This is a genomic window from Burkholderia sp. 28_3 (genome assembly GCF_003253915.1).
Classification (GTDB): Bacteria; Pseudomonadota; Gammaproteobacteria; order Burkholderiales; family Burkholderiaceae; genus Burkholderia; species Burkholderia cenocepacia.
In genome coordinates this window covers 96860-113961 of the sequence record NZ_QKZF01000006.1, presented here as the reverse complement: position 1 = coordinate 113961, position 17102 = coordinate 96860, and the positions used below count along the sequence as shown (strand labels likewise).

Annotated in this window: 16 protein-coding genes; 11 read left to right on the top strand and 5 right to left on the bottom strand. The window is 69.2% G+C overall.

Annotated features, from left to right (window positions below; translation table 11 throughout):
* Positions 1–187 precede the first annotated feature (187 nt).
* The 6 genes from fliF to DFS13_RS15480 are packed head-to-tail and all read left to right on the top strand — an operon-like array spanning position 188 to position 7010.
* Positions 188–1951 (top strand): flagellar basal-body MS-ring/collar protein FliF, encoded by a 1764-nt coding sequence (gene fliF / locus DFS13_RS15505; protein WP_006495531.1) that lies wholly within the window; start codon positions 188–190, stop codon positions 1949–1951.
* A complete protein-coding gene (fliG, locus tag DFS13_RS15500) occupies positions 1941–2936 on the top strand; it encodes a flagellar motor switch protein FliG (protein WP_006484813.1) in 996 nt (331 codons plus the stop codon). The genes fliF and fliG overlap by 11 nt, the downstream gene beginning before the upstream one ends.
* On the top strand, positions 2929–3612 hold the full coding sequence (fliH, locus tag DFS13_RS15495) for a flagellar assembly protein FliH (protein WP_006493319.1): 684 nt from the start codon (positions 2929–2931) through the stop codon (positions 3610–3612). Before fliG ends, fliH begins: the two co-directional genes overlap by 8 nt.
* 32 nt (positions 3613–3644) lie before the next feature.
* On the top strand, positions 3645–5150 hold the full coding sequence (gene fliI, locus DFS13_RS15490) for a flagellar protein export ATPase FliI (RefSeq protein ID WP_012492343.1): 1506 nt from the start codon (positions 3645–3647) through the stop codon (positions 5148–5150).
* A gap of 5 nt (positions 5151–5155) precedes the next feature.
* On the top strand, positions 5156–5614 hold the full coding sequence (gene fliJ, locus DFS13_RS15485; protein ID WP_006495534.1) for a flagellar export protein FliJ: 459 nt from the start codon (positions 5156–5158) through the stop codon (positions 5612–5614).
* Positions 5615–5645: 31 nt separating this feature from the next.
* Positions 5646–7010 carry a flagellar hook-length control protein FliK gene (locus tag DFS13_RS15480; RefSeq protein ID WP_062911131.1) on the top strand — a complete coding sequence of 455 codons (1365 nt, stop codon included), beginning with the start codon at positions 5646–5648 and terminating at the stop codon, positions 7008–7010.
* 34 nt (positions 7011–7044) lie between these two features.
* Here the strand turns inward: DFS13_RS15480 and DFS13_RS15475 are convergent, their stop codons facing one another.
* Entirely contained in the window at positions 7045–8685 is a 1641-nt protein-coding gene (locus DFS13_RS15475; protein ID WP_111441863.1) for a GMC family oxidoreductase, read from the bottom strand.
* A gap of 223 nt (positions 8686–8908) precedes the next feature.
* Here DFS13_RS15475 and DFS13_RS15465 point away from each other — a divergent pair, with 223 nt between their 5' ends.
* Together DFS13_RS15465 and DFS13_RS15460 are read left to right on the top strand one after the other, a co-directional pair.
* Positions 8909–9415 carry a hypothetical protein gene (locus DFS13_RS15465; protein WP_181461615.1) on the top strand — a complete coding sequence of 169 codons (507 nt, stop codon included), beginning with the start codon at positions 8909–8911 and terminating at the stop codon, positions 9413–9415.
* Positions 9412–10854 (top strand): coniferyl aldehyde dehydrogenase, encoded by a 1443-nt coding sequence (locus DFS13_RS15460; RefSeq protein ID WP_111441862.1) that lies wholly within the window; start codon positions 9412–9414, stop codon positions 10852–10854. The genes DFS13_RS15465 and DFS13_RS15460 overlap by 4 nt, the downstream gene beginning before the upstream one ends.
* Positions 10855–10920: 66 nt before the next feature.
* Here the strand turns inward: DFS13_RS15460 and DFS13_RS15455 are convergent, their stop codons facing one another.
* Together DFS13_RS15455 and DFS13_RS15450 are read right to left on the bottom strand one after the other, a co-directional pair.
* A complete protein-coding gene (locus DFS13_RS15455; protein WP_077175738.1) occupies positions 10921–11943 on the bottom strand; it encodes a serine/threonine protein kinase in 1023 nt (340 codons plus the stop codon).
* Between the two features lie 56 nt (positions 11944–11999).
* Positions 12000–12212: a hypothetical protein gene (locus DFS13_RS15450; protein WP_006477514.1), complete on the bottom strand. Its 213-nt coding sequence runs from the start codon at positions 12210–12212 to the stop codon at positions 12000–12002.
* 808 nt (positions 12213–13020) lie between these two features.
* Between DFS13_RS15450 and DFS13_RS15440 the strand changes: the two genes are divergently transcribed.
* Both DFS13_RS15440 and DFS13_RS15435 read left to right on the top strand, forming a co-directional pair.
* Positions 13021–13908, top strand: coding sequence for a DMT family transporter (locus tag DFS13_RS15440; RefSeq protein ID WP_080331659.1), 888 nt, complete (start codon positions 13021–13023; stop codon positions 13906–13908).
* 353 nt (positions 13909–14261) lie between these two features.
* Entirely contained in the window at positions 14262–14447 is a 186-nt protein-coding gene (locus tag DFS13_RS15435; protein WP_006482800.1) for a hypothetical protein, read from the top strand.
* A 106-nt stretch (positions 14448–14553) separates the two neighbouring features.
* Here the strand turns inward: DFS13_RS15435 and mgrA are convergent, their stop codons facing one another.
* Complete coding sequence (gene mgrA / locus DFS13_RS15430) at positions 14554–15597, bottom strand: L-glyceraldehyde 3-phosphate reductase (protein ID WP_006482799.1); 1044 nt, start codon at positions 15595–15597, stop codon at positions 14554–14556.
* 193 nt (positions 15598–15790) lie between these two features.
* Between mgrA and DFS13_RS15425 the strand changes: the two genes are divergently transcribed.
* Positions 15791–15997, top strand: a complete 207-nt coding sequence (locus DFS13_RS15425) for a DUF3185 family protein (protein ID WP_006482797.1) — start codon at positions 15791–15793, stop codon at positions 15995–15997.
* 151 nt (positions 15998–16148) lie between these two features.
* Here the strand turns inward: DFS13_RS15425 and DFS13_RS15420 are convergent, their stop codons facing one another.
* Positions 16149–16922 carry a phytanoyl-CoA dioxygenase family protein gene (locus DFS13_RS15420; protein ID WP_006482801.1) on the bottom strand — a complete coding sequence of 258 codons (774 nt, stop codon included), beginning with the start codon at positions 16920–16922 and terminating at the stop codon, positions 16149–16151.
* Positions 16923–17102 lie beyond the last annotated feature (180 nt).

The window sequence follows — 17102 nt, the reverse complement described above, 5'->3', positions numbered from 1 at the left end:
CGCGCACCATGCCGGATCGCGAAAAAGGATAGCAGCGCGGCGCGCGTCAAAGCCGCGAAAGTACGGGGGAAACCCCGCTCTTTTCGGTCGATCGGAGTGCGCCCCCGGTCACGATAATCGCATCGTGTCATTGTCCGCCCGCTCGTCCGAGCGAGCTCAGTCGTCCCGCTCCGGAGAAACTCGACGCATGGATTCGCAGGCCAACTCGCTGATCAACCCAGACGCCCGCGCGGGCCTCAGCCCGGCGCCCGGCGCCGCCGCGGCCGCCGCGTTGCCGGGCGCGGGTGGCGCAGGCGCGGACTTCGGGCTGGGCGGCTTCGCGGAACGCATTCCCGGCATCTCGCGGATGAAGGGCAACCCGAAGCTGCCGTTCGTGATCGCCGTCGCGTTCGCGATCGCCGCGATCACCGCGCTCGTGCTGTGGAGCCGCGCGCCCGACTACCGCGTGCTGTACAGCAACCTGTCGGACCGCGACGGCGGCGCGATCATCGCCGCGCTCCAGCAGGCAAACGTTCCCTACAAGTTCGCCGATGCCGGCGGCGCGATCCTCGTGCCGTCGAACCAGGTGCACGAGACGCGCCTGAAGCTCGCCGCGATGGGGCTGCCGAAGGGCGGCTCGGTCGGCTTCGAGCTGATGGACAACCAGAAATTCGGCATCAGCCAGTTCGCCGAGCAGATCAACTACCAGCGCGCGCTCGAAGGCGAGCTGCAGCGCACCATCGAATCGATCAACGCCGTGCGCGGCGCGCGCGTGCATCTCGCGATCCCGAAGCCGTCGGTGTTCGTGCGCGACAAGGAAGCGCCGAGCGCGTCGGTGTTCGTCGACCTCTACCCGGGCCGCGTGCTCGACGAGGGCCAGGTGCAGGCGATCACGCGGATGGTGTCGTCCGGCGTGCCCGACATGCCGGCCAAGAACGTGACGATCGTCGACCAGGACGGCAACCTGCTGACCCAGACCGCGTCCGCTTCCGGCCTCGACGCGAGCCAGCTCAAGTACGTGCAGCAGGTCGAGCACAACACGCAGAAGCGCATCGACGCGATCCTCGCGCCGATCTTCGGCGCCGGCAACGCGCGCTCGCAGGTCAGCGCCGATCTCGATTTCTCGAAGATCGAGCAGACGTCGGAAAGCTACGGCCCGAACGGCACGCCGCAGCAAGCCGCGATCCGCAGCCAGCAGACCAGCAGCGCGACCGAGCTCGCGCAGGGCGGCGCGTCGGGCGTGCCGGGCGCGCTGTCGAACACGCCGCCGCAGCCGGCCTCCGCGCCGATCGTCGCCGGCAACGGCCAGAACGCGCCGCAGACCACGCCGGTCAGCGACCGCAAGGACCAGACGACCAACTACGAGCTCGACAAGACGATCCGCCATACCGAACAGCCGATGGGCAGCGTGAAGCGGCTGTCGGTCGCGGTCGTCGTCAACTACCAGCCGGTCGCCGACGCGAAGGGCCACGTGACGATGCAGCCGCTGCCGCCCGCGAAGCTCGCGCAGGTCGAGCAGCTCGTGAAGGACGCGATGGGCTACGACGAGAAGCGCGGCGACTCGGTGAACGTCGTGAACAGCGCGTTCTCGACCGTGAGCGACCCGTACGCCGACCTGCCGTGGTGGCGCCAGCCCGACATGATCGCGATGGCGAAGGAAGCCGCGAAGTGGCTCGGCATCGCGGCGGCCGCGGCGGCGCTGTACTTCATGTTCGTGCGCCCGGCGATGCGCCGCGCGTTCCCGCCGCCCGAGCCGGCCGCGCCGGCGCTCGCGGCGCCGGAAGACGCGGTCGCGCTCGACGGCCTGCCAGCGCCGGACAAGGCGGCGGAGGAACCGGACCCGCTGCTGCTCGGCTTCGAAAACGAGAAGAACCGCTACGAACGCAACCTCGACTACGCGCGCACGATCGCCCGCCAGGATCCGAAGATCGTCGCCACCGTCGTGAAGAACTGGGTGTCCGATGAACGCTGAAGGCTTGACCAAGAGCGCGCTGCTGCTGATGTCGATCGGCGAGGAAGAGGCCGCGCAGGTATTCAAGTTCCTCGCGCCGCGCGAGGTCCAGAAGATCGGCGCCGCGATGGCCGCGCTGAAGAACGTCACGCGCGAGCAGGTCGAGGACGTGCTGCAGGACTTCGTGAAGGAAGCCGAGCAGCACACCGCGCTGTCGCTCGATTCGAGCGAGTACATCCGCTCGGTGCTGACGAAGGCGCTCGGCGAGGACAAGGCCGGCGTGCTGATCGACCGCATCCTGCAGGGCAGCGACACGAGCGGCATCGAGGGCCTGAAGTGGATGGATTCGGGCGCGGTGGCCGAGCTGATCAAGAACGAGCATCCGCAGATCATCGCGACGATCCTCGTGCACCTCGACCGCGACCAGGCCTCGGAGATCGCGTCGTGCTTCACCGAACGGCTGCGTAACGACGTGCTGCTGCGGATCGCGACGCTCGACGGCATCCAGCCGGCCGCGCTGCGCGAACTCGACGACGTGCTGACGGGCCTGCTGTCCGGCAGCGACAACCTGAAGCGCAGCCCGATGGGCGGCATCCGCACCGCGGCCGAGATCCTGAACTTCATGACGAGCGTGCACGAGGAAGGCGTGCTCGAAAGCGTGCGCCAGTACGACGCCGATCTCGCGCAGAAGATCATCGACCAGATGTTCGTGTTCGAGAACCTGCTCGACCTCGAGGACCGCGCGATCCAGATGGTGCTCAAGGAAGTCGAGTCGGAAACGCTGATCGTCGCGCTGAAGGGCGCGCCGCCCGCGTTGCGCCAGAAGTTCCTCGCGAACATGTCGCAGCGCGCGGCCGAACTGCTCGCCGAGGATCTCGACGCGCGCGGCCCGGTGCGCGTGTCCGAAGTCGAGACGCAGCAGCGCCGCATCCTGCAGATCGTGCGCAACCTCGCCGAGAGCGGCCAGATCGCGATCGGCGGCAAGGCGGAAGACGCGTATGTCTGATTCGGCGAGCGATCGCGTGGGCACCCTCACCGCGTACCAGCGGTGGGAGATGGCGTCGTTCGACCCGCCGCCGCCCCCGCCGCCGCCCGACCACGCGGCGGCCGCTGCCGCCGCGCTCGCCGAGGAACTGCAGCGCGTGCGCGACGCCGCGCACGCCGAAGGCCATGCGGCCGGCCACGTCGAAGGCCAGGCGCTCGGCTACCAGGCCGGTTTCGAGCAGGGCCGCGAACAGGGTTTCGAGGCCGGCCAGGCCGACGCCCGCGAACAGGCCGCGCAGCTCGCGGCGCTCGCCGCGTCGTTCCGCGAAGCCGTGTCCGCCGTCGAACACGATCTCGCATCCGAGCTCGCGCAGCTCGCGCTCGACATCGCGCAGCAGGTCGTGCGCCAGCACGTGAAGCACGACCCGGCCGCGCTGGTCGCCGCCGTGCGCGACGTGCTCGCCGCCGAACCCGCGCTGTCCGGCGCGCCGCATCTCGCGGTGAATCCGGCCGACCTGCCCGTCGTCGAAGCGTATCTGCAGGACGATCTCGACACGCTCGGCTGGAACGTGCGCACCGACGCGTCGATCGAGCGCGGCGGCTGCCGCGCGCACGCCGCGACCGGCGAAGTCGACGCGACGCTGCCCACGCGCTGGCAGCGCGTCGCCGCCGCGATCGGCAAGGTGAGCACGTGGTGACGCGCTCGCCCGACGCGTTCGCGCACGACGGCATGACGCCGCTCGAACGCGAGCTCGCGCTCGCGTCGTTCGGGCCGGCGGCCGCGCACGATCCCGCGGACGACGCCACGCCGCACGCCGCATCCGCGGCTGCCGACGCCGCCCCGCGCGCGCCGCACAATCCGCATCTCGCGCACTGGCGCACGCACCTGAACGGGCTCGCCGCGCGCAGCCACCGCGCGCTGCCGCTGCGGCCGTGCGGACGCCTCACGCGCGCGGCCGGCCTCGTGCTCGAGGCGATCGGGCTGCGCCTGTCGGTCGGCGCCGAATGCACGATCGAACTGCCGCCCGGCAGCACGCTGCCGCACGCGGAAGCCGAAGTCGTCGGCTTCGCCGGCGACCGCCTGTTCCTGATGCCGACCACCGACGTCGCCGGCGTCCTGCCCGGCGCCCGCGTGTGGCCGCGCGAAAGCGCGCCCGTCGCCGATCCGCTCGCGGGCGCGAAGCGGCTGCCGGTCGGCTGGGAGATGCTCGGGCGCGTCGTCGACGCGTCGGGCCGCCCGCTCGACGGCCTCGGCCCGCTCGCGTCGAAAGTCGATGCGCCGCTGTCGGCGCCGTCGATCAATCCGCTCGATCGCGAGCCGATCCACCACGTGCTCGACGTCGGCGTGCGCGCGATCAACGCGCTGCTCACCGTCGGCCGCGGCCAGCGGATGGGCCTGTTCGCCGGCTCCGGCGTCGGCAAGTCGGTGCTGCTCGGCACGATGGCGCGCTATACGAGCGCGGAAGTGATCGTGATCGGCCTGATCGGCGAACGCGGCCGCGAAGTGAAGGAATTCATCGAACAGATCCTCGGCGAGGACGGGCTCGCGCGCTCGGTCGTCGTCGCGGCGCCGGCCGACGTGTCGCCGCTGTTGCGGATGCAGGGCGCCGCGTACGCGACGTCGCTCGCCGAGTATTTCCGCGACCAGGGCAAGCACGTGCTGCTGCTGATGGATTCGCTGACGCGCTATGCGATGGCGCAGCGCGAGATCGCGCTGGCGATCGGCGAGCCGCCCGCGACGAAAGGCTATCCGCCGTCGGTGTTCGCGAAGCTGCCCGCGCTCGTCGAGCGCACCGGCAACGGCCCCGAAGGCGGCGGCTCGATCACCGCGTTCTACACGGTGCTGACCGAGGGCGACGACCAGCAGGACCCGATCGCCGATTCGGCGCGCGCGATCCTCGACGGCCACATCGTGCTGTCGCGTGCGCTCGCCGAGGCCGGCCACTATCCCGCGATCGACATCGAGGCGTCGATCAGCCGCGCGATGACCGCGCTGATCGACGAAACGCATCTCGACCACGTGCGGCAGTTCAAGCAGATGCTGTCGCGCTACCAGCGCAATCGCGACCTGATCGCGGTCGGCGCCTACGCACCCGGCCGCGACGCGCAGCTCGACCGCGCGATCGCGCTCTACCCGCGCATCGAAGCGTTCCTGCAGCAGGGCTTTCGCGAATGCGCGCCGTTCGCATCAAGCCTCACTGCGCTCGATGCGCTGTTCGACGCTTACGGAGGCTGATCCCGATGGCCCACGGCTTTCCCCTTCAGCTGCTGCTCGACCGCGCGCAGGAAGACCTCGACTCGGCCGCGAAGCAGCTCGGCGCCGCGCAGCGCGACCGCACCGCGGCGGCCGAACAGCTCGACGCGCTGCTGCGCTATCGCGACGAATACCACGCACGCTTCGCGCAATCCGCGCAAAGCGGGATGCCGGCCGGCAACTGGCGCAATTTCCAGGCGTTCATCGACACGCTCGATGCCGCGATCGCGCAGCAGCGCAGCGTGCTCGCCGCGGCCGAAGTCCGCATCGACGAGGCACGCCCGAACTGGCAGCAGAAGAAGCGTACCGTCGGCTCGTATGAAATCCTGCAGGCGCGCGGCATCGCGCAGGAAGCGCAGCGCGATGCCCGGCGCGAACAGCGCGACGCCGACGAACACGCCGCGAAGATCCTGCGCATGCGGGCCGACGCGGCCCGCTCGTCGTAACCGACCACCGCCTTCGAACGAGAGAACCGTCATGCCTCCCCTGCCCCTGCTCGGCGCGCTGCTCGACACCGCCGGCGCCGCACTCAAGGCCGCCCGCGGCTCGGGTGCGTCCGCCGCCGGCGCCGATGCGGCCGCTGCCACGAGCGCCGTGCCGTTCGCTCAGACGCTCAAGCAAAGCGTCGCCACGCGCGGCGATACGGCCAACGCCGGTACGCCGGACGCGTCGACCAGACCGGCTTCGTCGAAGCCGGCCGCCGGCGCGAAACCGTCCGGCACCGACGACGACAAGGCGACCGACGACACGCCCGCGAACGCCGCCACCGCCACCGCCAACCCCGACGCCGCCGCCCTCGCGGCCGCCGCGGCCGTGCAGGCGCAACTGCAGGCGCGCCCGGACACCGCGACGCCGGCCGACGCGGCGACCGCCGCCGCGGCCGCCACCACGCAAAAGACGGCCGTGTCCGGCCAGCCGGACGCCACGGCGACGCTCGCCGATCATGCGGCCAAGGACGCGACCGCGCAGCCGACCGACCCGGCATCGAGCCGCGACGCGCTGCAAGCGGCGCTCGCCAAGCTGACGGGTGGCGCGGGCGCGATCACGATGCCGGCGACCGGCACGAGCGCCGCCGCCACGCCGGCAGCGACCGCATCGAACGCCGCCGCACCGCTGACACCGAAAGTGCCGACGTTCGACCGCACGCTCGCCGACGCGAAAGGCGCGCTCGCCACCCAGCCCGCGCCGACCCAGGTCACGCCGCAAACGCTGCAGGCCGACGCGAACGCGCAGTCCGGCGCCCAGCACGCGCTCACGGCAGCCAGCAACGCGACGGACCCGGCCGCCAGCGCGACGCTCGCGGCGGGCGCCACGGCTGCCGCCGCCGCGCAGGCGAACCTGCAACTGTCGCCGGCCGCCGGTGCGATCGCCGCCGCCAACGCACACGCGCTCGCGCCGCACGTCGGCACGGCCGACTGGACGGATGCACTGAGCCAGAAAGTGGTGTTCCTGTCGAACGCGCACCAGCAGAGCGCCGAGCTGACGCTCAACCCGCCCGATCTCGGGCCGCTGCAGGTCGTGCTGCGCGTTGCGGACAACCATGCGCACGCGCTGTTCGTGTCGCAGCACGCGCAGGTGCGCGACGCGGTCGAAGCCGCGCTGCCGAAGCTGCGCGAAGCGATGGAAGCAGGCGGACTCGGGCTCGGCAGCGCGACCGTCAGCGACGGCGGCCTCGCGTCGCAGCAACAGCAGCCCAACCCGCAGCAGACTTTCGCCGGCGGCCAGTCGTCGCGACGCGGGAACGGCGGACCGTCAGCCGTCGATGCACCTGTCGACGCCGCGCAATCCGCACCGGTCGCCGCGCGCGCGAGCCGCGCCGGCCTCGTCGATACGTTTGCCTGAGCATGGCCGCTGCCGTGCCGTGCGCGCGCCGCGCCTAGCGGCCGTGCACCGCGGTAGCCGCCTCGCCGCGCGGCACACCGCCGCGGCGCGCCGCGACGATGAAGTCCGCCGCGCGTTCGCCGATCATCACCGACGGCGCATTCGTGTTCCCGCCCACCAGCGTCGGCATCACCGACGCATCCACCACGCGCAACCCGTCGACGCCGCGCACGCGCAGTTGCGGATCGACGACCGCGCGCGCATCGGAGCCCATCCGGCAGGTGCCGACCGGGTGATAGATCGTGTCCGCATGCGCGACGATCGTCGCGCGCAGCTCCGCTTCGCTCTGGTCCGGCCGCGTGTACAGCTCGCGCCCGCCCTGCGACGCGAGCGGCGCCTGCGACAGGATGCGGCGCATCGCCTGCGCGCCGCGCACCAGCAGGTCGAGATCGCGTGAATCGCTGAAGAAGCGCGGATCGATCAGCGGCGCGTCGCGCGCATCGCCGCTCGCGAGCGCGACCGTGCCGCGGCTGAACGGCCGCAGCGCGCACACGTGCAGCGAATAGCCGAAGCCCCAGTGCATCTTGCGGTTGTGGTCGTCGACGAGCGCCGTGCAGAAATGCAGTTGCAGGTCGGGACGCGCGAGCGACGGATCGCTCTTGATGAAACCGCCGGCCTCCGCGACGTTGCTCGTCATCATCCCGGTGCGGCTCGAGAAATAGCGCACGAGCGCCGGCGTCATCTTCGCGATGCCGCGCACGCACACGCCGACCAGCTCCGACGAATTCACGCGCGTGTTGATGATGAAATCGATGTGGTCGATCAGGTTCGTGCCGACGTCCGGCGCATCCTGCACGACCGCGATCCCGTGGCGGCGCAGTTGCTCCGCCGGGCCGATTCCCGAACACATCAGCAGTTGCGGCGAATTGAACGCGCCGGCCGACAGGATCACTTCCGCGCGTGCGCCGAGCGTCTCGACCCGCCCGTTGCGCGACACCACGACGCCGACCGCGCGCTTGCCGTCGAAGCCGACGCGCAGCACCGTCGCATCCGTGAGCACGTGCAGGTTCGGCCGGTTGCGGCCGTAGATATACGCGCGCGCCACGCTGCAGCGCGAACCGTCGCGATGCGTGACCTGATAGAAGCCGACGCCTTCCTGCGTCGCGCCGTTGAAGTCGTCGTTCAGCGGATAGCCGGCGGCATGCGCGGCCTGAATGAATCGTTCGGAGAACGGATTGCGAAAGCGCAGATCGGAAACGGTCAACGGGCCGTCCGCGCCGTGCCACGCGTCGGCGCCGCGTTCGTTGCCTTCCGCGCGGCGGAAATACGGCAGCACGTCCTGCCAGCCCCAGCCCGTCGCGCCGAGCTGCGCCCACTCGTCGTAATCGCCCGGGTGGCCGCGCGTATAGATCATCGCGTTGATCGCGCTCGAGCCGCCCATCCCGCGCCCGCGCGGCTGGTAACCGCGCCGCCCGCCGAGGCCCGGCTGCGGCACCGTCTCGTAGCCGTAGTTCGTGCCGAGCTTGAATGGCACCAGCGCCGCGATGCCGACCGGCATGTTGACCAGCAGGTTGCGCTCCGTATGCGAGCCGGCCTCGATCAGTGCGATCGTCGCATCGGGGCAGGCATCGGCGAGACGGCCGGCCAGGCTCGAGCCGCCCGAACCGCCGCCGACGATGATGTAGTCGTATTGCATGTCACGTCTCCGTCGTGTCATGGAAGGCGCGCCGGCACCGCCGCGCGACCGCGTCCCCTCTTGTGTTCGGGCATTGTAGGAATGGCCGTCCCGTGCGCGGCGCGCGGATTCAAGAGCGATTCCTCTAAACGCCCGCGTGAACTAAATTTAAGATGTATCGAATCGCTTCGCGCGATGCACCGGCCACGAGAAGCCGACTCGTCGCGAAACGGGAGGAACGACGATGCAGCGCCAGATCCTGCAGGCCGCGTGTCGACCGGATGATCCGGAGGTCGCGCGCGCGGCCCGCATTTCATTTCAAACGGCGGCCTGCGCGACGACGTACGGCGTCATGCGCGCAGTCGGTGGAAATCGAACGGCACGCGCCATCGCCGACCGTTTGGACGGTGTGTCGACGTCGCTGCACGATGAGCGGCGACGGGTCGTCGCGTACCCGTCGCGCGGCCCTGCTGCGGTGCACCGGCAGGCGTGCGCGCAACGGCAACGCGCGCCCGCTCGTCACCGTATCGGATCGTGCGCGCCTGCCGTGCGGCGCACTTTTCGGACGGGGACACCGTCGCGCGGATACGACGCTTGCCGCATACCGCAACCGGTTTTCGAACACCCGTCGCATCCGGCCCCGTGCCGCGCGACCCGCATCACCCGATCCGCGTCGCCGCGCTCGCCGAGCGTGCGCGTGCGGCGTGACGGCCGGCCGATCAGCCAGGCCCAACTGGAGGAGACGACATGAAGAACGACCTGCCCGAACTGGCCCCGCAAGCACTGCCGTCGGTCGATGCGCTGACGTCGCTGCTGCACGACCAGCGCGCGGCGTACCTGCGCGCACCGTACCCGGCATGGGACACGCGTGCGCAGCACCTGCGCGCGCTGCGCACGATGCTGATCGATCACGCGGATGCGCTCGCCGGCGCGATCAGCGCCGATTTCGGCCATCGCGCGAAGCAGGAAGTGCTGCTGTCGGAAATCTGGATGGCGAAGGAAGAGATCGACGACGCGCTGAAGCACGGCAAGCGCTGGATGAAGCCGATCCGCAAGCCGATGAACAAGTGGCTGCGCCCGGCGCGCGCGAAGGTGATTCCGCAGCCGCTCGGCGTGGTCGGCATCGTCGTGCCGTGGAACTATCCCGTGCTGCTCGCGGCGGGCCCGCTGATCTGCGCGCTCGCCGCCGGCAACCGCGCGATCATCAAGATGTCCGAACTGACGCCGCGCACGTCGGCGCTGTTCGAGCAGCTCATCGGCAAGACCTTCACGCGCGACCACGTCGCGGTCGTGAATGGCGACGCGGAGATCGGCGCCGCGTTCAGCGCGCTGCCGTTCGATCACCTGTTGTTCACCGGCTCGACGCAGGTCGGCCGCCACGTGATGCGCGCGGCCGCGGACAACCTCACGCCCGTCACGCTCGAGCTCGGCGGCAAGTCACCGGCGATCGTCGGCCCGAATGCGCGCTTCGACGCGGCCGTCGATGCGATCGTCGCCGGCAAGACGCTGAACGCCGGCCAGACCTGCATCGCGCCCGACTACGTGCTGCTGCCGCGCGGGATGGAAGGCGCGTTCATCGAACGCGCGCGGACCCGCTTCGCGAAGCTGTATCCGGACCTGTCGGCCAACGGCGACTACACGACGATCGTGTCGCCGCGCCACTACGCCCGCCTGCAGCAACTCGCGAGCGACGCGCAGGCGGCCGGCGCGCAGTTGCACCCGCTGTCCGATGCGCAGTCCGATCCCGCATCGCGCCGCTTCGTGCCGTGCGCGCTCACGCAGGTGCCGGCCACGTCGCAACTGATGCAGGAGGAAATCTTCGGGCCGCTGCTGCCGCTCGTGCCGTACGAGCGGCTCGACGAAGCGATCGCGTACGTCAATGCGCGCCCGCGTCCGCTCGCGCTGTACCTGTTCGACGAGGATGGCGGCACGATCGACCGCGTGATGCGCGAAACGATCTCGGGCGGCGTCTCGATCAACGAAACGCTGATGCACATCGCATGCGGCAGTTTGCCGTTCGGCGGGGTCGGGGCGAGCGGCATGGGTGCGTACCACGGCTACGATGGCTTCGTGACGTTCTCGAAGATGAAGCCGGTGCTCACGCAGGCGCGCCTGAACGCGCGCAACCTGCTCGCGCCGCCGTACGGCAAGCGCTTCGCCGCGCTGATCAAGCTGATGCTGAAGTTCTGAGCCGGACGGGCCGCGTCGCGGCCCTGTCCAACCTGACGCGCGGCAGGGATGCCGCGCGCGCAACGGTCACACGGGCCAGAGCGGCCCTTCCTGCATCGCGCCGATCTGCTCGCGCAGTTCGAGCACGCGCGCTTCCCAGTAACGATGCGTGTTGAACCACGGGAACGCGGCGGGAAACGCCGGATCGTCCCAACGCCGCGCGAGCCACGCCGCGTAGTGGATCAGCCGCAGCGTGCGCAGCGCTTCGACGAGATACAGCTCGCGCGGCTCGAATTCGCAGAAATCCTCGTAGCCGGCGAGCAGGTCCGCCAGCGCGCGCGACGCGCCTTCGCGATCGCCCGGCAGCAGCAACCACAGATCCTGCACGGCCGGCGCCATCCGGCTGTCGTCGAAGTCGACGAAATGCGGGCCGGCATCGGTCCACAGCACGTTGCTCGGATGACAGTCGCCATGCGTGCGCAGCAGGCGAATCTCGCCCGCGCGCTCGAACGCCGCCTCGACGCCTTCGAGCGCCAGCGCGACCGCGGTCTCGTACGCCGGTCTTACGTCATCCGGAATGAAATCGTGCGCGAGCAGGTAGTCGCGCGGCTCGTAGCCGAACGTGCCGATGTCGAGCACGGGACGCGCGACATACGGCTGCGTCGCACCGACCGCATGAATACGGCCGATGAAGCGGCCGAGCCATTCGAGCGTGTCGCTGCGGTCGAGATCGGGTGCGCGCCCGCCGCGCCGCTCGAAGATCGAGAAGCGGAAACCGTCGAACGCGTGCAGCGTGCGGCCGTCGAACGATCGCGCGGGCACCGCCGGAATCTCGCGCGCGGCGAGTTCGGCGACGAACGCATGCTCTTCGAGAATCGCCTCGTCCGACCAGCGCGCCGGGCGATAGAACTTCGCGACGACCGGCGGGCCGTCTTCGATACCGACCTGGTAGACGCGGTTTTCGTAGCTGTTGAGGGCAAGCAAACGCCCGTCGGTGCGCAGGCCGGCCGGCATCAGCACGCTGTCGAGCGCGTCGAGCACGCATTCGGGCGTGAGGCCGGCGAACGGCGGGCTGGCGGGAGAAGCGGGAGCGGAGGTGGCGTCTGTCATGCCCCGCATTGTGCCGCCTGCCGGACCGAAAGACGAGCGTCCGGTGCGATGGGTGCTTAGTGAAGCGCCGCGCCGGCCGGCAGAACGGATTCGCCGGTGTCGATCAGGTCCTCGAGAAAGAACGGCTCGGTGTTGAGTTCTTTCGACTCACCCGGCACGCCCGCGTACCAGGTCACCATGGCCATGTCGCCCAGGATGCGCTGGACGATGCCGCGCGCGCCTTTCGGCACCGCGATATGGGTAGTGCAGACGATCGACCCGATATGCATGATGGTTCCCCACTCTTGAATCTTGAAACCCGGCCCGCTGGCGAGCCGGCAAATGCACGATCCGCGCCGCTCTCGGCGGAGCGTTGCGCGTGATCCCATTGTTCACGGTTTATCGAAGCGCGAAAAGAAGAAGAAGCAGGCGAAGTGCCGCGAATTCGTCGAATGTCTCCAATCAACCACTGCGTCGGGCACGTACTTGCCCGCCCGGTTACCCCCATCATACCCTGTCGAATGTGACTGACCACCGAAACCGCCCGGCGCCGCCGTACGCACATGATTGACGCAACGCGCGTGCCGCTTCGCTTCGCCGCTGCCGAATCATCGGAACACTGCACGCGACCGACCGGAATCACGTCGCGTGCGTCGCATGTCGATCGCTTTCCACCGTTCGTCGAACGCTTGCGTGCGTACCGGCATCGGCCTGCATCGACGCACGACGCCGCTCGCGATATGCAGCCGCCGACAAGAGTTGCGCTCGATGGCTGCCTTGCGGTACCTTAAGCTTTCATTCGCGTTCAACCGCACTCCGACACGATGTATCCGCTCACGTCCGCCCTCGCAAAATCCCGGCCGCAGTTCGACTCGCGGCCGCAGGCGTGCGTGCATCCGTCGGTCCTTCCTCCTCCTGTCGCACCGCCGCTCGTCTGCGCCGCGCCGCCCCCTCCGGCGGCACGCGCCGGCTGACTCGCCGGCTTTTCGTTTTCGTCTTCCCTTCGCGCCGTGGGCTGCAGGTGCGTGCGTCATGACGCACGGTACGTTGCCGCGCGCGCGGATGGAACGTTTCGATCCGTTCGACAGGTGGATTCACATGGTTTCGTTCAAACGCGCGCTGGCCGCGCATGGCGCGACGTCGCTCTTCGTACTGCTGTGGAGCAGCGGCGCGATCTTCGCTGAACTCGGTCTGCGTCACGCGTCCGCGTTCGCCTTTCTCACCGCCCGTTTCGCGCTCGCATCGCTCGTGCTGCTCGCGCTGGCGTTCTTGCGCAAACGCTGGCTGCCGCCGCGCGGCGAGCGGCGCATGGCCGCGCTGACCGGCTTGCTGATGATGGGCGGCTATTCGATCTTCTATCTGCTCGCACTCGAGCGCGGCATCGCGCCCGGGGTGCTCGCGACGATCCTCGGCGTGCAGCCGATCCTCACGCTCGCGATCGTCGAGCGTCGCTGGCAACCGGTGCGCATCGCGGGGCTCGCGCTGTCGCTCACCGGCCTCGCGCTCGTCGTGGGCCGCGGCGTGAGCGGCGGGACGGGCGGCCTGTCGGCGGGCGGCATCGCGTGCGCGCTGACGGCGCTCGTCGCGCTGACCGTCGGCTCGCTGCTGCAAAAGCGCGTGCGCGCGGCGCCCGCCGACGTGCTGCCGCTGCAGAACGCGATCGGCCTCGCGCTGTGCGTCGCGATCGTGCCGTTCCGGCCGGTGTCGTTCGACATCAGCTGGGCGTTCGTCGTGCCGCTGCTGTGGCTCGGCATCGTGATTTCGGTAATCGCGCAACTGCTGTTCTACCGCTTGATGCAGCGCGGCGATCTCGTCAACGTGACGAGCCTGTTCTATCTCGTACCGGTCGTCACCACGCTGATGGACGCCGTGTGGCTCGGCAACCGGCCCGAGCCGCTCGCGCTCGCCGGCATGGGCGCGATCATCGCCGGGCTCGCGCTCGTGTTCCGCGCACCGGCCGCCCGCCCGCACCCCGACCGCGCCTGAGCGGCGGGCCGCCGCGCCCACGGGTGCGGCGGCCCGTATCGGACACATACGACGATTCCGCGAAAATCGAAAGGAACGGGAAAGATACGCGCAAGGCGTTCGTCTTGTTCGCACGAAAAACGCGTGATTCGCGGGGCTTTCTACTGATTTTTAATGGTTCGGATAGCGAAAAACGCCGCCGGTTGCCTATACTCGAATTGACCGGCCTGCTCGTAACGGGCCGGACCAACTAGAAACACCCGGCATGGGGCCGGGGTGAGCGCACGCGTGCCGTTTCAGGCCGATATCCCGCAGGGATGGAGCCGCCCAGGCAAGCACCGAAGCGCCCACTTCGGCCGACACTGGAGACACGCATGACGACCTATTTCACGATCGGCGACTTCATCCTGTTGATTCCGATGGCGCTGGCCGGAGCGCTATTTCTCGGCGCGGTACCGTGCGCCACCCAGTTCCGTCACAACCTGCTGCGCGTACTCGGCGTCATTCTCGGCGTCGGCGTCGCGGTATTGCTCGTTGAAGGCCTGCCTGCGCTGATCTAGCGCCTCGCCGTGCGCGACGCCCATCGCTGCACCGCAGCGATGGGCCGCATGGCGTGTGCGGCGGCGATACGGCACACGATATTTCGCATCCCGTATCGACTTCCGATCAGATCGCCTGATCGGTGGACGGCTTTTCCCACAGATTGATGCCGCCTTCCGTCGCGTAACGATCGATCTCCGCGAGTTCCTCCGCCGAGAATTCGAGGTTCTGCAACGCACCGACGTTCTCGCGCACCTGCTCGGCCCGGCTCGCGCCGATCAGCGCGGAGGTCACGCGGCCGTTACGCAGCACCCACGCCAGCGCCATCTGCGCAAGGCTCTGCCCGCGCCGTTCGGCGATCGTATTGAGCTTGCGCACGTGCTCGAGGTTGTCCGCACTCAGGTGCTCCTGCTTCAGCGAGCCGCCGCCCGGCTTGTTCACGCGCGCGTCGGCCGGCACGCCGTTCAGGTACTTCGACGTGAGCAAGCCCTGCGCGAGCGGCGTGAACGCGATGCTGCCCGCGCCGACGTCGTCGAGCGTACCGAGCAGATCCTCTTCGATCCAGCGGTTCAGCATGTTGTACGACGGCTGGTGAATCAGCAGCGGCACCTTGTATTGCGCGAGCAGCGCGGCCATCTCGCGCGTCTTCGCGGCCGAATACGACGAAATGCCGATGTAGAGCGCCTTGCCCTGCTGCACGGCCGACGCCAGCGCGCCCGCCGTTTCCTCGAGCGGCGTGTGCGCGTCGAAACGGTGCGAATAGAAGATGTCGACGTAGTCGAGCCCCATCCGCTGCAGGCTCTGGTCGAGGCTCGCGAGCACGTACTTGCGCGACCCGCCGCCGCTGCCGTACGGCCCCGGCCACATGTCCCAGCCGGCCTTCGTCGAGATCAGCAGCTCGTCGCGATACGGCCGGAAATCCTCTTTCAGCAGCCGGCCGAAGTTGGTTTCGGCGCTGCCGTACGGCGGCCCGTAGTTGTTCGCGAGGTCGAAGTGGTTGATGCCGAGGTCGAACGCGGTGCGCAGGATCTCGCGCTGCGTCGAGATCGGCGTCGAATCGCCGAAGTTGTGCCACAGGCCGAGCGACAGGGCGGGCAGTTTGAGCCCGGACTTGCCGCAGGTGCGGTATTGCATGCCGGCATAACGTTCGGAAGCTGCTTCGTAGGCCATGAGTCTGTTCCGTCAGGACATCGGGGAAAGGGACGCGCGCCGGCCACGCCAATGACGCGACGGCGGCGAAGGAGTCATACGACGACTATGGTAGCGAAAGCGGCCGGATCACGCACGGCGGCGCGACGATGGACGCGACCGCGGTCGTCGCCTACACTGCGGCGTCTCGAATCACCGTTTCAGCGAGGTTGGTATGTCCCGAGTCATCTCGGTTGCACTGCTCGTCGGCGGCGTCGTGCTGCTGTATTTCGGCGGCCAGTCGTTCCATTCGATCAACGACAACGTGTCGCGCTTCTTCACCGGCTCACCCGCGACGAAGACGATCCTGCTGATCGCCGGCGGCGCCGTGGCGTCGTTCGTCGGCCTGATCGGCCTCGCGATGCCGGGCGGCAAGCGCTGATCGCGCCGCAGCGCGACGCACGTACGACTCGCGTCACGCGCGCGGGCCGCATCAAACGAAACGGGCGGCCTGGCCGCCCGTTGCTTCATTCTCGTTCGCCCGCGATGCACCGCATCGCCTGCGCATCGCGACGGCGCCGCCGGAGCGGCGCCTAGAACTGCACTTCCGGCTTCGACGCCGAGCGCGTGCCGGGCACCGGCCGGTTGCTTGCGCCGTGGTACGTGTACACGAGCGAGAACTTCACCTGGTCGGAACGGTTCTGCCCGGCCGAATGCAGCGTGTTGCAGTGGAAGAACACGACGTCGCCCGTCTGCAGCGGCGGACAGGTGGCCGCTTCGATCATCCTGCGGTTCTCCGGCACATCACTGCGGAAGAATTTCGCGTCATCGAACGCTTCCGGCCCGAATTCGGCCGTATGCGAACCCGGCACGAGCCACAGCGCACCGTTCTCGTTGGTTTCGGGCCCGAGCGCGAGCCACACCGACACCATGTCCGGGCGCTCGAACGCCCAGTAGCGGAAATCGCGATGCCAGCCGGTCAGGCTGCCGTACGCCGGATGCTTCGTCATCATGCAGTTGTGATGCGCACGCGACAGCACCGGCTCCTCGCCGAAATACGCGCGCATCCACGCGCCGATTTCGGGCGCGATCGCGCGCTCGGCAAACGCCGGATCGCGCGAATACGCATCGAGCAGCCGCCGCACCGTATGCCCGCCCGGCGCGTGCTTCGATTCGGGCGCGCCCGGGTAGCGCAGGTCGGCCTCGAACTCGATCGGCTCGGCGGCCTCCCGCAACTGGCGCTCCGCGATCTGCCGGAGCGCCGCGCACTGCGCTTCGCCGACGAGGCCGCGCGCGACGACGAAGCCGCGCTCGCGCAATTCCGCGACTTGCGCGCGGATCGATTCCGACTGCAATGGAGACGACATGGGATGCCAGACGTTTATTGTGTGAATGTGACGATTGTAAATCGGCGCCGGATACCGCGAACAGCACCATTGTCGTGCGCAGGGGCATGCCAATCGCGGATTTGACCCAGCTCAAGGGAACTGTGCGGCGCGGCACCTGCCTGAGCGACAGGCGGTATGCGGCACACGCCTTGCGGCACA

Bases quoted from the DNA above. Each gene is read 5' to 3' on its own strand.
- fliF (WP_006495531.1), top strand. From the start codon at position 188: ATGGATTCGCAGGCCAACTCGCTGATCAACCCAGACGCCCGCGCGGGC.
- fliG (WP_006484813.1), top strand. From the start codon at position 1,941: ATGAACGCTGAAGGCTTGACCAAGAGCGCGCTGCTGCTGATGTCGATC.
- fliH (WP_006493319.1), top strand. From the start codon at position 2,929: ATGTCTGATTCGGCGAGCGATCGCGTGGGCACCCTCACCGCGTACCAG.
- fliI (WP_012492343.1), top strand. From the start codon at position 3,645: ATGACGCCGCTCGAACGCGAGCTCGCGCTCGCGTCGTTCGGGCCGGCG.
- fliJ (WP_006495534.1), top strand. From the start codon at position 5,156: ATGGCCCACGGCTTTCCCCTTCAGCTGCTGCTCGACCGCGCGCAGGAA.
- DFS13_RS15480 (WP_062911131.1), top strand. From the start codon at position 5,646: ATGCCTCCCCTGCCCCTGCTCGGCGCGCTGCTCGACACCGCCGGCGCC.
- DFS13_RS15475 (WP_111441863.1), bottom strand. From the start codon at position 8,685: ATGCAATACGACTACATCATCGTCGGCGGCGGTTCGGGCGGCTCGAGC.
- DFS13_RS15465 (WP_181461615.1), top strand. From the start codon at position 8,909: ATGCAGCGCCAGATCCTGCAGGCCGCGTGTCGACCGGATGATCCGGAG.
- DFS13_RS15460 (WP_111441862.1), top strand. From the start codon at position 9,412: ATGAAGAACGACCTGCCCGAACTGGCCCCGCAAGCACTGCCGTCGGTC.
- DFS13_RS15455 (WP_077175738.1), bottom strand. From the start codon at position 11,943: ATGACAGACGCCACCTCCGCTCCCGCTTCTCCCGCCAGCCCGCCGTTC.
- DFS13_RS15450 (WP_006477514.1), bottom strand. From the start codon at position 12,212: ATGCATATCGGGTCGATCGTCTGCACTACCCATATCGCGGTGCCGAAA.
- DFS13_RS15440 (WP_080331659.1), top strand. From the start codon at position 13,021: ATGGTTTCGTTCAAACGCGCGCTGGCCGCGCATGGCGCGACGTCGCTC.
- DFS13_RS15435 (WP_006482800.1), top strand. From the start codon at position 14,262: ATGACGACCTATTTCACGATCGGCGACTTCATCCTGTTGATTCCGATG.
- mgrA (WP_006482799.1), bottom strand. From the start codon at position 15,597: ATGGCCTACGAAGCAGCTTCCGAACGTTATGCCGGCATGCAATACCGC.
- DFS13_RS15425 (WP_006482797.1), top strand. From the start codon at position 15,791: ATGTCCCGAGTCATCTCGGTTGCACTGCTCGTCGGCGGCGTCGTGCTG.
- DFS13_RS15420 (WP_006482801.1), bottom strand. From the start codon at position 16,922: ATGTCGTCTCCATTGCAGTCGGAATCGATCCGCGCGCAAGTCGCGGAA.